A 16,413-nucleotide genomic window follows, 5' to 3' on the forward strand; every position below is an offset into this window, starting at 1 on the left:
TTATCAAAAATAACGGAAGTTTTTCCCTTTTTTTGCCTTTTTGTGCATTATTTACAGTTGACTTTGTGCTATCTATACAATATACTATATTCAAACAAACATAGACATACTATATGATGGAGGTGTTTATCATGACAGTTGAACAGGCAATCAAAAAATACAAATTACAGCCGGTAAGTGTCAGCGTTGCAAAAGTGAAAGCCAAAGAACTGAATGTGGAGGAAGTTTTGTACATGAATGTACAGAAGAATAAATACGCCTACATTGTTAAAGATGGTGCACGGGGAATCATGCTTTACTCCGATGAAAGAAGTCTTTATACCAAATTGTATAAAGGACTTAAGATGACTCCTCTTCAGCCATAGTTTCGTATTTAATTTCACACCACATAAAAGAAGCTTATCATCAGAAGTCCGGATTTCAGACCGAATCTGTTATAAGCTTTTTTTATTACTCTAAACGTCGCAGCTGCTTCAACAACAAAAAAACTCGCTTTGTATTTATATTTAAAACAATCTGTACTCCGGCAATTCTTCTCCAAACAGAAAATGCCTGATTCCATCATCCACAAATATTATGATCAATGAAAGGAACATCCACAACACAGAATATGGCAGACATATCTGCCCCATCACATTATATGGCAGATATGAATAATCCCATACTCCGACATGAAAGATCAGATTTACTATAACTCCGGTAATAAATTCCAACAATGTTATGATCTCTGCCGATAAAAACATCTGTAACGAGATCGGCATTCTCGGGAACATCTGATTCAAACCTCCGCAGGCAATCATACACAGCCCCCCACAGATTATCATGGAATAATGAGAATAATCTCTGGTAAATATTTCAAGAAAATAATATACCATTCCTCCGGTCAAAAACAAAGACAGATATTTAAAAAAAGTAATTTTCATCGCAAGCACCTCTTTTATAGTATCTGTCTTTCTGCTTATAAATATGTGTCCGTTCCTGACTTTCTCTATTCCCGGATTTTTCCTTTGAAAAATTGTTTTACATGTTCAATCGTCTTTGCATCAAGCTCTAACAGGACTTCCTCTGTGCGGTTATTCTTATTCAGGATGAAAGAATAAACAGGATTCTCTGTGTTCTTATCCTTTGAAGTGAAATTCATCGTTTTAATACCGGAATTTGCCTGATGCTCATTATCCCTATAGATTGAATCTACAGTCGTGATCTGTTTTACTTCTCCGCCTTCAAAATGATACACCTGTTTTCTGCTGCTCTTTGCGGTGATCCTTGCAACCTCAACATCATCATTTACGAACAAATATTCAAACTCACACTCTTTTCGATTAATCGCAAATGAAAATATAATTACACCAACAACCGCAAGCGGAAGTCCAAAGATTGTGCCTCCCGGTACAAAGAACATAAAAAATGCTCCCACCACGGTGATAATTGCTCCAAGTACGATCAATGCCATGATTCCGGCAGAAGTCTTTGTTTTCACTATATGTTCTACATATCCGTCTGTTGTCATTTTATTTCTCCTTTTTGTATATACACTCTACAACTATTATACATGGTATCCATATTTTTTTAAACCACTTCATTTATGAAAATACGATCTGATTTTCTATATAATTCTGTGTACTCCGTATATGGCTCATAAAACATGATCCCACGGCCTTTCTTTATCATCTTATGATCTGTATATGTTCCAAACAATTCAACCTTAGAAAATACAGGAATATCACTCTCACAAATTCCATATAACAACGGATCAAGCGATCCGGTAACTGTACAATACTGAACGATCTCTGCGCGATCCCCATCATACATGGTTCCATACACCGCCGCTATCTCATTCTCATCCTTTATAATATATACATCACCGAACAGGGACTGACATTCCATTCCAAGATCTTCCAGGTAGGCTCTGGTTCGTGGTACAAAGAGATCATAGCGTTGTGCCAGTTTTTCAGAAAAACTCTGCAACTGTTCATCTGTTATATCTTCCAACCCACAAAGCTCATAATCATTCTTCTCAGGTTTCAGATCGGTTATATTATAAAAGCCGCTTTCTACTACCGGAGCAAATCCCAGACCTTTATAATAGATCTCTTTCTCCGGCATCAGATAAATATAATCGTAATCATTCTCAGCCGCATATGCAAGCACATGCTTCATTAATATCGACATGATTCCATGTCTTCGGAACTCAGGCTCGGTCGCAACGCCAACGATATATCCACCCTTTTTATATGTGGTTGCTCCTGCTGTCGTCTCAGCAAGAGTATATGAATTCAAATGCACCATAGAAATAATCTTGGAGTCAGTCTTTGCCACAAAGATATGATTCCTTGTTGCCACATTTGAAAAATAATAATCCATATATGCATCCTGATCGTCAAATGACTGTTTCCAGAGCTTACGGATCTCGTTCATATCTTCCGCTCCGGCAGTTTCTATCCTGATCGAATCAAACGTTTTGCAATCCATCTGATCGCATCTTTCTTCATTCATACCCTAAACTACCTACTGTCTGACCGGACAGCCCTGACAGCCGGCGCAGCCTCCCTGGTTCATTCCCATAACATCATAATCATAGTTCCCGACAGTCTCTAACAGACAGACAGCCTGTGAACTGATTCCAAGACCCACTCCGGTAAATCCCAGCTTTTCCTCTGTCGTAGCCTTCACATTCACCCTGTTCACCGGAAGTTCCAGACATTCTGCAATATTCTTTCTCATATCTTCTATATATGGGGCAAGCTTCGGCTGCTGTGCGATCACTGTCGCATCTATATTCTCTATAAAGAAAAATTTCTCATCCAGAAGCTTCTTCACTTTCTTTAACAGCACCATGCTGTCTGCCCCCTTATAACGGTCATCTGTATCCGGAAAATGCCTGCCGATATCTCCCAATGCCGCAGCACCGAGAAGCGCATCCATGATCGCATGAAGCAGAACATCTGCATCTGAATGCCCAAGCAGTCCTTTCTCGTATGGAATCTCCACTCCGCCAAGGATCAACTTTCTGTCTTCTACTAATTTATGAACATCATAGCCCATTCCAACTCGCATATTTGATTTCTCCTTATTATTTCATTCACTCATATTTTTCTATCGTTATGATGACCACATGAACCGGCATCAATATGCCGGTTTATTCAAATACCATCACACTGCTACAAAAAAAATCGCCATGATATCATGACGATTAAAGGTTAGTAGCGGGAGGGGGATTTGAACCCTCGACACTGCGGGTATGAACCGCATGCTCTAGCCAACTGAGCTATCCCGCCATATTTTATTTTAAATGGGACCTACAGGGCTCGAACCTGTGACCCTCTGCTTGTAAGGCAGATGCTCTCCCAGCTGAGCTAAGATCCCATTTCGTTTGTGTTCTCTGTCGAACACCTTTGCTAGTATAAGGGATATACCGATAATTGTCAAGAACTTTTTTCAACTTTTTTAAAACTTTTTTATTTGTTAAAAAATCTGCTTCCGACTACATTCGATGATTGTCGATCAGACTGATGATCAGGTTCACGATAAACAAAATTGCAGCAACCGGAATGATCACATATACAAGAATCTTAACTCCGATCACAACCAGTAATACGATCAGGGCAAGTAATAAAACAAGTCCGATTCCGATCACAACCTTACCAAGCGTCGTAGAAAAATCAAGTTTTCCAAAGCAGACACTGGTATTTCCATTTTCATCCATTTTGATATGCCAGCCCTTTGGTGTGTCTCCTCCATCTCGGCTCACACTTCCGCGTCTGCCGTTCGTTGTCTCTGTATAGGTATAGCTCTGTTCTGTCCGGTCAGCTCCTGCGGTATCAACGATCGTCTTTGCGATCAGTCGCCCGGAGCCAAGTTCCGCAACAATTTCCTCCTCAGTCTTACCTTCTGCTATTTTTCTCCGGAAATAAGACTCATAATATTCTATTGTTTCACGATATTTCTCATATGATACATTCCCATCCAAGCCTTCTCTGAGCTGATCCATAAATTCCTTCTTACTCATTTTTATCACACTTCACTCTCCCCTGTTCATCAGGCATTGAGTTTTCCTTTCTCCCGTACTGTCACGGGCATTTTGTTTTACAATAATAAAATCATATATTTACATATACAATGATCACATAATATTCTCCCATATCTTCAACCAGATACTTAAGTTTTTTTATAGCCGAACTGTCATAGAGAAATGACAGATCCGGTCTGTCCGTATCCATATAATAAACAATTGCTTCGAGCACATCCGAGCGTCCGATCTGCTTCGTGATCCCTTTCTTATATGCTTCAAAATCATCAAATACTGCAAATGTCTTCACATAATAATTCATATCTGTATCTGTGCAGGTACGGTAAAACTCCCGTTCCCATGTATGATTTTCGGCAAGTGCCTCATCTGTCAGATTAAAATATGTGTGTTTTATATACGATCCCATGTCCGGAACCGCATCATCCCAAGTCAGATCGATATTATACCATTTGCCATTAAGTTCAACCTGATTCCACGCATGCAGGTCACCATCTGCCGTTCCGACTACAATATCACATGGAATATCAAGACAGGTCATCAACATAAAAAACGCTTCCGCATAACCATCACATACTGCTTTATGAGATACAAGGACACCATAGGCATCATATGCATCCTGCTGTTCCTCCGGAAAACCATATACACAGTTTTTTATCAGATAGTCATGTACCGCCACCTCTTTGTCAAAATCACTCATCGGTTCTTTGATGCAGGTCTGATAAAATTCTATATATGCATCATACATAGCAATCGCTTTCTTTTTATCCGATGGTATCTCTTCATCAAAAAGCGCTTTCCGGATCACATAGTAATTCTCGCTACGATCAAAAGAAAGCTGAATTGCAAGATAATCACCGGAAGATACCAATACCCGATAGGTATCTACACTTCCGAATGCCGAATCCACATATTTATTAATATCACTGATATCCTTTATCTTTACATTCTTTACATAAAAGATATCAGAATCATTTCCATCCTCCATCGAATGCATTACATTTGTTCGTAATGCTACCAGTCCGTTCACAACATCCTGACGATGAAATATATTAAAAAATGCCCATCTTCCTGTATAGAAAAGAACGATCAGCACAAGTGCCGTAATGATTCCTTTCAAAATAAAATGTCGTTTCTTCATCCAATCCATCCATTCTGACAATTTAGGTTATTTTATCATCTGTCCACAACTGCTGTAAACCTGTAAATATCTTTTTCATAAAAATTTGATATTTACCATGCAAAATTCTTCTGCTAATCCCTGTTTTTGTTGATTAAGCTCTCATCCTGTTGTAAAATGAAACAGTTAAAATTATTTTAGAGAAAAGAGGAACTACATTATGGCACAGCTCTGGGGTGGTCGTTTTACAAAAGAAACAGACCAATTAGTATATAACTTTAATGCTTCGATCTCTTTTGATCAGAAGTTCTATAAACAGGATATCCGCGGAAGCATTGCGCATGTTACCATGCTTGCAGCATCCGGCATCCTTACAGAAGCAGAACGAGATCAGATCATCGACGGCTTAAACAGCATACTTACCGATGTGGAAAATGGTACACTTGAAATCACATCCAAATATGAAGATATTCACAGCTTTGTAGAAGCAAATCTGATTGACCGTATCGGTGATACCGGTAAGAAATTACATACCGGAAGAAGCCGTAATGATCAGGTAGCTCTTGATATGAAGCTCTATGTAAGAGATGAGATCGTTGAAATTAAAGCTCTTGTACTGGAATTAATGAACACCTTACATTCCCTGATGAAGGAACATATCCACACATATATGCCCGGATTTACACATTTACAGAAGGCGCAGCCGATCACTCTCGCCCATCACTTTGGTGCATACATGGAGATGTTCAAGCGTGATTACGGCCGTCTGTGTGATATCTATGCAAGAATGAATTACTGTCCACTGGGCTCCGGTGCTTTAGCCGGCACAACTTACCCTCTGGATCGTGAGCTAACTGCTTCCCTGCTTGATTTTGCAGGTCCTACTCTTAACAGTATGGATTCTGTCGCAGACCGTGATTACTGCATCGAATTATTATCCGCTCTTTCAACGATCATGATGCATCTGAGCCGTTTCTCAGAGGAGATCATTATCTGGAATACAAATGAATATCAGTTTGTCGAACTGGATGACGCATACAGCACAGGAAGCTCGATCATGCCACAGAAAAAAAACCCTGATATCGCAGAGCTGGTTCGTGGTAAGACCGGACGTGTCTATGGCGCACTGACTTCTCTCCTTACCACAATGAAGGGAATTCCGCTTGCTTATAATAAGGATATGCAAGAGGATAAGGAATTTACCTTTGATGCGATCGATACCGTAAAGGGATGTATCGCATTATTTAACGGTATGATAAAAACTATGACTGTAAATAAAGACCGTATGGAAGCATCTGCAAAGAACGGATTCACAAATGCTACGGATGCTGCCGATTATCTGGTAAACCACGGTGTTCCATTCCGTGATGCTCACGGCATCGTAGGTGAACTGGTTCTCACCTGTATCGAACGGAACATCTCGCTGGATGAGCTTCCACTAGACGATTACAAGGCAATCTGCCCGGTATTTGAAGACGACATCTATCTGGCGATCAGCATGGAAGAATGTGTCAATAAACGTAATACAATCGGTGCTCCGGGACCGGAAGCTATGAATAAGATCATCGAGATCAACGAAGCTTATCTGAAGGATCTGAATAAGTAAGGAGATGAATCAGAAATGAATCGAACAACAAAAGCAAAATATGATCTGGCTGAACGAATGTTAAATGTTCACATCGAACCGGCCGAGGTTGCCATAATGAGCGATCTTCCACTCGAGGAAGTAGAAAAGCTGAAAGCAAATCTCATGAAAAACAGCGACACCGGCGGCACAACCGTTCAGGACTATATGGCAGAGCTTGCCACCGAAGCCAAATCACAGCTAGAAGCTCAAAACAAGAATAAATAGAGCAAAAAAAGCACAATAAATGTAAAAACTAAAATAAAATATGGGAAATCACAATAACACAGATTTACCTATAAACAAATAAAGAGGTATCTATATTTTGTTCTACAGACCTTTTTCATGTCGGTCCTTAACGAACCGCAAGGCGGTGAGTTTAGTACCGCTACGTGATAACTGAGCCCTTACCAAGGCTATTTAGCCGAGGTTAGTTCAAAGTTATACAGCGTAAAAATAGAATGAAAATGCTCTGTAGAATAAATATATAGATACCTCTTAATCGTCCATATATTATCTGAGGTAGCCCTTTAGAGATTTGATCGCACTCTTTTCGATACGGCTGACCTGCGCCTGTGAAATTGCGATCTCCGATGCGACCTCGGTCTGTGTCTTTCCTTCAAAGAAACGGAGCCTTAATATATTATATTCTCTCTCGTTTAATTTCTTCATTGCCTCTTTCAATGAAATATTCTCTACCCAATTTTCTTCTTTATTCTTCTTATCACTTAACTGATCTACGATATATAACGTATCTCCGCCTTCCTGATAAACAGGCTCATATAATGAAACCGGTGTCGATATGGCATCCAGTGCTGTCGTGATATCTTCCGGTGCTACATCGATCTCCTTTGCAATTTCATCCACGGTCGGTTCCCGATCCAACTTCTTTAACAAAGCATCCTTTGTGTAGATTGCCTTATATGCAATATCTCTTAACGACCTGGATACCCTGATACTGTTATTATCCCGCAGATACCTCCGACATTCTCCAAGTATCATCGGAACTGCATATGTCGAAAACTTCACATTCAGACTCCGGTCAAAATTATCAATTGCTTTTATCAATCCTATGCATCCAACCTGAAACAGATCGTCAGGGTTCTCATTTGAATTCGAAAATCTCTGGATCACACTCAGAACCAGTCGCAGATTGCCCTTGATAAAGGTCTCTCTGGCAGCCATATCTCCCTGCTCGATCCTGTCAAACAATTCATCCTTTTCCTTGTCTGTCAGTAACGGAAGTCTGGCTGTATTCACACCACATATCACTACCCTGTTCAGTGCCATATCATGTTCCTCCTGCTTATGTCTGCCTGTCTGTCAAACGGATTTTTTCTTAGGCCTCATAAGAAAAGGATTTACATTTTCAAGGTAGATTATTCATTTATTTAATTCTTTCTGAACTCTAACAGTTCCAGTCCTTCATTATGCTCAAGCACCTGATTGATAACCCATTCATTTGCAAATAACAATAATGGATTACCCTTCATATCCTTCACCTTCTTAACATCGCTGACACGTTTCAGCTTTGTAAGATCTGTAGATGGATCTTTTACCCAACGGATATAGTTATAAGGGATCGGCTCTAAACGGATCTCACATCCATATTCATTCTCCAGTCTGTATTTTAATACATCAAACTGAAGAACACCTACAACACCTACGATAATCTCAGACAATCCTGCTGTAAACTCCTGAAAGATCTGAATTGCACCCTCCTGTGCGATCTGAGTAACACCCTGTACAAACTGCTTACGCTTCATCGTATTCATCTGAACAACACGACAGAAATGCTCCGGCGCAAATGTCGGAATTCCTTCGTACTGGAATTTCTTACCCGGAAATGTAAGAGTATCACCGATTGAAAATAATCCCGGATCAAATACACCGATTACATCACCCGCATATGCTTCTTCTACGATCTTACGATCCTGCGCCATAAGCTGCTGCGGCTGGGATAATTTTAATTTACGCTTACTGGCTGCATGGTAAACCTCCATACCGGCTTCAAATTTACCTGAACAGATACGCATAAATGCGATTCTGTCACGATGCGCTTTATTCATATTTGCCTGTATCTTAAATACGAAAGCTGAAAATGGTTCTGTAACCGGATCGATCACACCCTGATCCGACATTCTTCCAAGAGGAGGTGTCGTCATTTTCAGGAAATAATTCAGGAACATATCGATACCGAATGTATTCAGTGCAGAACCAAAGAATACGGGTGAAAGCTCTCCCTTCTGAACCTTCTCGAGATCGACTTCATCGGTTGCACCGTCAACCAATTCAATTTCTTCCTTAAACTGGTCATACAGGTACGGTCCGATCAGATCCTTAAGCTCCTGATCCTCGATATGATATTGCGTCTCCGCAGCCTTCTTCGCACCACCGGTTGAGATTGCTTCAAAGGTATCGACCATCTTGGTCTCTCTGTCATAGACACCCTTAAATTCCTTACCGGAACCGATTGGCCAGTTCATCGGACAGGTACGTATTCCAAGGACATTTTCAATCTCATCTAACAATTCAAATGTATCTCTTGCATCACGATCCATCTTATTAATAAATGTAAAAATCGGGATATGACGCATTACACAGACCTTAAAAAGCTTGATCGTCTGTGCCTCTACACCCTTTGAGGCATCAATAACCATAACAGCAGAATCCGCAGCCATCAGGGTTCGATATGTGTCTTCTGAGAAATCCTGATGTCCCGGTGTATCAAGAATATTGATACAGTAGCCTTCATAATTAAACTGAAGAACGGATGAGGTAACTGATATACCTCTCTCCTTCTCAATATCCATCCAATCGGATACCGCATATTTGGAATTTGCTTTTCCTTTTACCGATCCTGCCGTATTGATTGCACCACCAAACAGGAGAAACTTCTCTGTTAAAGTCGTCTTACCGGCATCCGGGTGGGATATGATCGCAAATGTTCTTCTTTTCTTAATCTCGTTTTCGATATTCTTGTCTGCCATTTCTAATTTCCTCTTTTACTCATAATTGAATCTTTATTTTTTTTAGCCCACATCATCAACGATTGAATGTTGACCGACATTTTTTCCAATTCAGACAGAACCGAATCAAACTGCTCCAGTTCTCCTTCATCTACAATTCCATCGGAGGTGATATTGATCAGTTGCTCCGTAATATTCTCCATCTTCTGAGAAGATCCAAGGAACTGAAGGATCAGTCGATCCAAGCTATCTGCATTGATCGGTTTCACTGTCTCACGACCGATTGCACACTCCCCTGAGCAATACATATTACAAAGCTCCGGTATCTCATATACATCCGCCATCGCCAGAACTTCTTCCGGATAAGGAACTGACATGCCAAGCTCGATCCGTGATAACCGCGTCCGGTCAATATTTAAAATCTCAGCCGTCTTTTCCCGGCTGGTAAGATTTGGATTATTCTTTGATGCATTATATCTTGCGATATAATACGGATTATTCAGTGCTTTCGTAGCTTTTTTACTCATATCATGTTCCTCCAAAACTTCACTTATGTAGCAGTACATAAATTTTCATCATCATATTACCACACAATCTACATTCTGAGAAGAAAAAAGAACCGACTTATCAGAAAATACAGTTTCTTCTAACAAACCTTCCTTATCTGCACAGGCACAGAGATTATATTCCCGACCTGTTTTATCTGTTATTCTGAATTCTCGGAAATAGACATTTTTCTTTTTCATCTCTGAACGATCCATAATTTTTTTCTGAGTCGGATCTGAAAAATCAAGTCCTTTTCCTGTCATCTTACCAAATGATTCCATCCGGGTCCAGACCCGCGCAAAATATAACGCAGCCGCATCCGGATCCAACTTCTTATATTGTTCTTTGTCCGCTTCTGAAAATAACCGGTTCACGATCTTCTCCCGTCCACCCTGTATCAGCTCGATATCAATGCCACAGGACAGATCGTGTTTCGTTTCTTTATGAAAGATCAGAACTGCAACGCATCCGCTGTGACTGATATTAAATGCTATCTCAGGATGATCTGCCAGATAAACCTTGCCATGCTCCATGATCTGATAGCGACAGTCTTTCTCAGACAAATGACACTCTTTTAACGCCCGGTCAAGCAAAATTCCCGCAGCAACCGACAATTTCTTATCCTTCTCATATCGAAGCCTATTCACTTTTTCCAAACGATACTCAGACAGCTCTTCCAGATACTTTTTCATCTGCTCCTCTGTCATATCCGACACATCCGCATACCAAATCAGCATGGAAATTTTCCTTTCTATCTATTCATGTAAATCTTTTTCTAGTATAACCATATTCCGGTAAAAATCAAATTTAAAAAAACCCCACATACGAAAGTTTGAAAAACACTAACGGTTTCATACACCTCCACATGCAGGATTCTTTCATACTATTTATTATAACGTGCAAAGATTCGGGAAATCTCTCATATCCCTATTCACTTCGTCAATATGCAGTCCTTTGTAAGAACTATCTACTGCATTATAGGCTTTCTGCATCTCTGCTGTACATGCCATCATAGATGCAGGCACGCCGACATACATATCATTGATCGAAATCTCGATCTCCCCAGGATTCAATGTAATGGAATCCTCCTTCTCATTATATGGTTTATCCATCAGGATTCCTTTTACTGCCCTACTGAAATACGGCATTACATTTGGCACTGATATATATTTCTTATTTAACAAAAGTTCTTTGTAGCCATCCTTGAGCACACATAACTGCTTTTCTTCCTGAATATCATTTACAAATGCAGCAGCTACCTTCTGCATAACTTCATCCCGTCGGTCATTTGTCGGTGAACCAAACATAACATTGATATCATTCTCCGCAAGCTTCTTATCAGAGAATGCAACGGATAACATCTTCTCCGGACCATATGCTCCGATACCGCTGAATAAACGACGATAAATCTTCTCCATCGCATCCTTGACAGGAACAACTCTTCCGTTATCAATATTTGCTTCATTATCTAACATCAACCGGATCAATCCATCCTTTACCTCATTGATACGACTGTCATTTACATAATCAGTCGGAAGGAATTCATGTCTGGCTGCATTCTTTAATATATTCTTGGTTGTTACCTTACCTTCATTTGCAAGATCCTCGATTGAATTCTTCAGATCTTCTCCGAACTGGGAATAGATCTCATCCAAACGCTCTGCTCGCTGCTGCAACCAACGAAGTGTATCACCAAACAGATCCTGTGCATCAATCTCATCCATGATCCGATTTCGTTCTGCAGCAAGTGTCTCTTTGATACAGGCATCATAATATCCATTCTCTGTCTCACGCTTTGCAGACGGAAAAGTGAAGAAACGTTTTGCTACAATCTCACATATAGATTCTATAATTCTGGAATATTCACCGGATGGTGTATATTTGCTGTGAAGCTCCTGCAGCTTCTTAACCTCTGCCATCATACCTCTGGTAGAATCTGCCACACCGGCTGTCGGTGCTCCGATAATATCAATTGCTGCATACGGACCGCATTTCTCGATATATCTGGCAATTACCGCATCTAAGGAATTCCATAATTTATTCTTAATGGACTTGATCATAACCGGAAGCTCCTTATCCATATTATCAAGCTTCTCACCCATATGTTCTCTGAGTCCGTCTGTATGCTTCTTGATCATCTTATAGGTTGGCTTCGTAAACTGTCCAAACTGGATCAACCCGTTCACACTGAGGTTGATCTCATCCCCCGGCTCTGCATGAAGAAAAGCATCCAGTTCCTTTAAAGCATCCTTAATATCCGTTTCAATCTGCGGATTGTCGAACGGAGATACAAATAATCGCTTATACGCCTTATTGAACAGATCACTCTCACAGATATTCTCAATCTCACGGATTGGTATCTTATAATCTGCTTCACTGACAACCTTATAATAACAGTTTGCTGTCGCAATCTCAGAATCCGAATGCTCCATCTTCCAGTTTGTCACAGAATATTTCTCGTTATCAAAGAACACATCACGAAGCAGCTTCCTGTCATCATTTACATCATTGTTACCGATATATTTATTACATGCAAGCTTATATAAGAAGCTTGCTGTATCCATAAGAATTGTTCCCTCCGGCAGATATCCCTGACTGTCCTTTTTACCGGATACAAGCATACATGCATCGAACAGATTCTCCCGGATCACCATCTTGTGAGTGGTGCTTTCAAATATATATGCATCATCCTTTTCTGAAAGCTTCATATAATAATCAACTTCTTTTAACGCAGCACAGCCATTTGCCATCATTCGGAACATTAATTCCGGATCTTGGGTTACGCTCTTGTTGCCAAATATAACATCCGGCATTAACAAACAGCCTCCGATCCGAAGATTCGCCCACTTTTTTGCCTTTCCGTATGCACGAATATTATATGCAAGATCGGATAAGATACCGCTTCCGGTTCCGCCGGAAAGACTTGATACGATGATCACATCCATCCAGTTACCATTCGCTTTATCATGGATCTCTTCCAGTCTGTCAAATAACAGCATACGGATATCTTCATAAGCATTTGAAAACATCAGTCGTCCGATCTGACGATTGCCATGCGCACCATCCTTTGTCACTGTTACATCCGGAAAATCTGCATCCATCCAGTTTGCTAGATTCGGATGTACCGGATTCTTCTTGATTCCATCCGCAAGTATATTTTCAATATTAGGTCTGTAGATACTTAATACTTCAAGTGCATTAAAACCAATATGTTCTTTACTGTCCTCAATTGTCTGTTCCATCTCGGGAATATCTGAATCAACCATCAGAAAATGAATATTATCCTCCGGTGTGATATCATCGACCATCATTCCTTTTAAATTACAAACTGTTCTGCTTCCGATTCCACCTAAACCAATTACAAGCAAATTCCCATTAAACCGGTCATCATGACTGATCCTTCCAAATACGCGGATGTCTCTCAGTTTGCTAAATTCTTCTTTTTGCGTATCAATAAGTATCATATACAATCTCCTTAATTATAACCATTCCCCCGGCACAGAAGCGGGTTCAGCCAATTCTGCGCAGCTCCGTCACAAATATACTAACATATATATTTTATGCTAACACTATTTTATGTGATTTTCAACAAAAAGCTACATATTTTTTAGAAGTTTTGTATTCTTTTTCCTATACAATCTTAACATTCTACACATAACTCTTATTCTTTATGCATAAATTTTTGCGACAAAAAAGTCCATCAGACTTGCTCATTCAGAAAACTGACTCTGCTATAAATGACTCGCTGCGATTTCTATTCGCTGCACATGCCTGATTCGTAAATACTCCTGTGCTAACTCGCCTTCGACTCAAACAAGCACCCGTATTTACTGGCAATGTGCATCTCACTACGAAATTCTCGCTGATGTCATTTTATAACAGAGCCAGTCCTCTGAAGGAAACAAGTCTGATGGACTTTTTCTGTCTATAAATTTCTCTAATAAAATATTATACAAAATACTTAATACCATCTTCTCATAGTAATTTTCATTACTATAAGTAAAATGTAGGCAAATTATATATTATTCATTGGTTAAATATACGACAACACCCTTGTTTGCCGGGAGGTCTACGATCAGCTTACCATCGCGGATCTCAAGGCTTTCTCCACCTGTACAGTCACCGCCTGCGGCTACAGCGTTTCTCTCCTGCTTATGCATAGTCTGTTCGAATTCGCCGATCACACGATGCATGTTGTTCATGGTATCATTCAGATTTCCAAACAGATTCCATACTGCCTGTCCGAAGTCTGCGCCTGTTTCCAGTGCTTCTAATGCCTTACGGATATCTTCTGCCTTATAGCGGATCTCACCGGAGGCTCCAACCAACTGACCGGCTTTATCAAGCAGCTCATTTCGTGCATTTCCCCATGCCTTTGCTGTTGCATCATCTGTACAGGTATCCTCCTGTACTTCTGTTGACTGATCGATCGTCAGGAGGTTGACTGCTTTATTTGCACCAATCGGCAGATTGATCTCCATGTGTGCACCGTTATCTGCATTATTCAATGCTGTTACAACTGCACGTCCATCCAGACATCTTGCAAATGCAAACTGTCCGGTCGTCAGATACAATTCCCGGTAGTCTCCATAGGTCAGTTCCGGAAATCTCTGTTTCAGATGTCCAAGTGTTGTATACAATGCAGGGAGCTCATCTTTTTCATTAAAATCAGCCAGATTCAGATCCGGACGCAGATTCCAGTCTGAACCATTCTCCTTATTGCCCGGTATACCGAATTCAGAACCGTAATAGATTGACGGAATTCCCGGTACGGTATATACGAGGATCGCTACATTGTACATATGCGCCTTGTTATTTAATTTACTGTAAATTCTTGCTACATCGTGGTTATCACAGAAGGTATATAACTTCTTATCACCTACAATGCCATTTAAACGCTTGATCGTATGTGCAATCTCAAAATAGTTATGGTCGTTATGTCCGGAATACAAGCCCTTATGCAGTTCATAATTTGTTACGGAATGGAGCATATCGTTATTTACCCATCTCGAATAATCTCCATGAATAACCTCGCCCATCAGCCAGAAATCCGGCTTTAATCCATTGCAGAAGGAACGTAATTCTTTCATAAAGCCAAAATCAAGTACGTCCGCAGCATCCAGACGGATTCCATCAATATCAAATTCATCGACCCAGAACTTTACGGTTTCAAGATGATAATTCTTTACTTCCGGATTCCAGAGGTTTAATTTCGCAAGCAGATTATATCCGCCCCAGTTATCATAGGAAAATCCATCGTTATATTCGTTGTTACCCCAGAAATTCACATTGCAGTACCAATCCTTGTATCTGGAATTCTCCCGGTTCTGCTTTATATCCTGAAATGCAAAGAAATCTCTGCCTGTATGATTAAATACACCATCTACGATGACCTTTACATCATTTGCATGACAGTTCTTTACGAACTGCTTAAAGTCATCATTTGTTCCAAGTCGTCTGTCTACCAGCCGATAATCGGTTGTATCATATCCATGCGAACCGGATTCAAATAACGGTCCTATATAAATCGCATTGCATCCGATCCGCTTCGCATGCTCCGCCCATTCATTTAACTTGTCAAAATGTGCTCCCGTCTCTCCATTGTTATCATGTGGACATCCACACAATCCAAGTGGGTAAATATGATAAAATACTGCGCTGTCATACCATGCCATAGTCTTTATCTCCTTTTATCATTTTTTGTATACATATTGCAAAAAGCCATACATATCACTCATGTAAAATTATACCACAAACCTGTCGTATACGCGAAACTTTTATGCAAATTCCGATTTCCTATATATTCCATATAAATTTATCTTCCTGCATTTCATTTTTTCCCGACACATAATCATAAAAACTCTGTACACAGGGAGGCTTATAAGCAGTCGCGTCACAGATTATAAAGAAGAAATATTCGGTTGTTAAGATCTCTTTTGATGTTATCTGTCTGCTTACAACTGCATGTATGACTGGTATCTTCCTCGGTCACATCAAAGGTCTTGGAATCGGAACTATCCTTGCAGCCTTTACAATGGGAAAAGGCATTGCCATCGCCGGACAGATCATTGATAAACGTATGATCTTTGTTACCTATCTGTCCAGAAAGAAATAGATTTTTATATAA

The 16,413-nt window shown here is 40.1% G+C and carries 16 protein-coding genes and 2 tRNA genes; 4 read left to right on the plus strand and 14 right to left on the minus strand.

Annotated features, from left to right (window positions below; genetic code table 11):
- Window positions 1-131: 131 nt before the first annotated feature.
- Window positions 132-365, plus strand: a complete 234-nt coding sequence (locus GT641_RS02660; protein ID WP_021943757.1) for a hypothetical protein — start codon at window positions 132-134, stop codon at window positions 363-365.
- A 141-nt stretch (window positions 366-506) separates the two neighbouring features.
- On the opposite strand, the gene GT641_RS02665 is transcribed toward GT641_RS02660, so the two are convergent.
- The 8 genes from GT641_RS02665 to GT641_RS02700 all read right to left on the minus strand — a co-directional run bounded on the left by GT641_RS02665 (window position 507) and on the right by GT641_RS02700 (window position 5,168).
- Entirely contained in the window at window positions 507-923 is a 417-nt protein-coding gene (locus GT641_RS02665) for a hypothetical protein (protein WP_008400688.1), read from the minus strand.
- 65 nt (window positions 924-988) lie between these two features.
- The gene (locus GT641_RS02670; RefSeq protein ID WP_008400687.1) at window positions 989-1,510 is read right to left on the minus strand and encodes a DUF6106 family protein; all 522 of its coding nucleotides are present in this window, start codon (window positions 1,508-1,510) and stop codon (window positions 989-991) included.
- 59 nt (window positions 1,511-1,569) lie between these two features.
- Window positions 1,570-2,496: a GNAT family N-acetyltransferase gene (locus GT641_RS02675; protein WP_008400686.1), complete on the minus strand. Its 927-nt coding sequence runs from the start codon at window positions 2,494-2,496 to the stop codon at window positions 1,570-1,572.
- A gap of 12 nt (window positions 2,497-2,508) precedes the next feature.
- On the minus strand, window positions 2,509-3,057 hold the full coding sequence (ispF, locus tag GT641_RS02680) for a 2-C-methyl-D-erythritol 2,4-cyclodiphosphate synthase (RefSeq protein WP_008400685.1): 549 nt from the start codon (window positions 3,055-3,057) through the stop codon (window positions 2,509-2,511).
- A gap of 147 nt (window positions 3,058-3,204) precedes the next feature.
- A tRNA-Met gene (locus GT641_RS02685) sits at window positions 3,205-3,278 on the minus strand.
- Between the two features lie 15 nt (window positions 3,279-3,293).
- Window positions 3,294-3,366, minus strand: a tRNA-Val gene (locus GT641_RS02690).
- A 118-nt stretch (window positions 3,367-3,484) separates the two neighbouring features.
- Window positions 3,485-4,009, minus strand: a complete 525-nt coding sequence (locus GT641_RS02695; RefSeq protein WP_008400684.1) for a DUF1700 domain-containing protein — start codon at window positions 4,007-4,009, stop codon at window positions 3,485-3,487.
- 91 nt (window positions 4,010-4,100) lie between these two features.
- On the minus strand, window positions 4,101-5,168 hold the full coding sequence (locus GT641_RS02700) for a transglutaminase domain-containing protein (RefSeq protein WP_161116759.1): 1,068 nt from the start codon (window positions 5,166-5,168) through the stop codon (window positions 4,101-4,103).
- A gap of 199 nt (window positions 5,169-5,367) precedes the next feature.
- Here GT641_RS02700 and argH point away from each other — a divergent pair, with 199 nt between their 5' ends.
- Window positions 5,368-6,753: an argininosuccinate lyase gene (argH, locus tag GT641_RS02705; RefSeq protein WP_008400682.1), complete on the plus strand. Its 1,386-nt coding sequence runs from the start codon at window positions 5,368-5,370 to the stop codon at window positions 6,751-6,753.
- A 15-nt stretch (window positions 6,754-6,768) separates the two neighbouring features.
- Window positions 6,769-6,999 (plus strand): hypothetical protein, encoded by a 231-nt coding sequence (locus tag GT641_RS12940; RefSeq protein WP_008400681.1) that lies wholly within the window; start codon window positions 6,769-6,771, stop codon window positions 6,997-6,999.
- Window positions 7,000-7,284: 285 nt separating this feature from the next.
- Here the strand turns inward: GT641_RS12940 and sigG are convergent, their stop codons facing one another.
- The 6 genes from sigG to GT641_RS02735 all read right to left on the minus strand — a co-directional run bounded on the left by sigG (window position 7,285) and on the right by GT641_RS02735 (window position 15,961).
- Window positions 7,285-8,061 carry an RNA polymerase sporulation sigma factor SigG gene (gene sigG, locus GT641_RS02710; RefSeq protein ID WP_008400680.1) on the minus strand — a complete coding sequence of 259 codons (777 nt, stop codon included), beginning with the start codon at window positions 8,059-8,061 and terminating at the stop codon, window positions 7,285-7,287.
- A 101-nt stretch (window positions 8,062-8,162) separates the two neighbouring features.
- Window positions 8,163-9,761, minus strand: coding sequence for a peptide chain release factor 3 (locus GT641_RS02715; protein ID WP_008400679.1), 1,599 nt, complete (start codon window positions 9,759-9,761; stop codon window positions 8,163-8,165).
- Between the two features lie 2 nt (window positions 9,762-9,763).
- A complete protein-coding gene (locus GT641_RS02720; RefSeq protein WP_021943746.1) occupies window positions 9,764-10,267 on the minus strand; it encodes a helix-turn-helix transcriptional regulator in 504 nt (167 codons plus the stop codon).
- Between the two features lie 51 nt (window positions 10,268-10,318).
- Window positions 10,319-11,023 carry a 4'-phosphopantetheinyl transferase superfamily protein gene (locus GT641_RS02725; protein ID WP_008400677.1) on the minus strand — a complete coding sequence of 235 codons (705 nt, stop codon included), beginning with the start codon at window positions 11,021-11,023 and terminating at the stop codon, window positions 10,319-10,321.
- 153 nt (window positions 11,024-11,176) lie between these two features.
- Window positions 11,177-13,750, minus strand: a complete 2,574-nt coding sequence (locus tag GT641_RS02730; RefSeq protein WP_008400675.1) for a tubulin-like doman-containing protein — start codon at window positions 13,748-13,750, stop codon at window positions 11,177-11,179.
- Between the two features lie 558 nt (window positions 13,751-14,308).
- Window positions 14,309-15,961: an alpha-amylase family glycosyl hydrolase gene (locus GT641_RS02735; protein WP_161116760.1), complete on the minus strand. Its 1,653-nt coding sequence runs from the start codon at window positions 15,959-15,961 to the stop codon at window positions 14,309-14,311.
- A gap of 227 nt (window positions 15,962-16,188) precedes the next feature.
- Here GT641_RS02735 and GT641_RS02740 point away from each other — a divergent pair, with 227 nt between their 5' ends.
- On the plus strand, window positions 16,189-16,401 hold the full coding sequence (locus GT641_RS02740; protein ID WP_347562830.1) for a DUF6198 family protein: 213 nt from the start codon (window positions 16,189-16,191) through the stop codon (window positions 16,399-16,401).
- Window positions 16,402-16,413: the final 12 nt, after the last annotated feature.

It is taken from the genome of Clostridium sp. BIOML-A1, assembly GCF_009874105.1.
Lineage (GTDB): Bacteria > Bacillota > Clostridia > Lachnospirales > Lachnospiraceae > Coprococcus.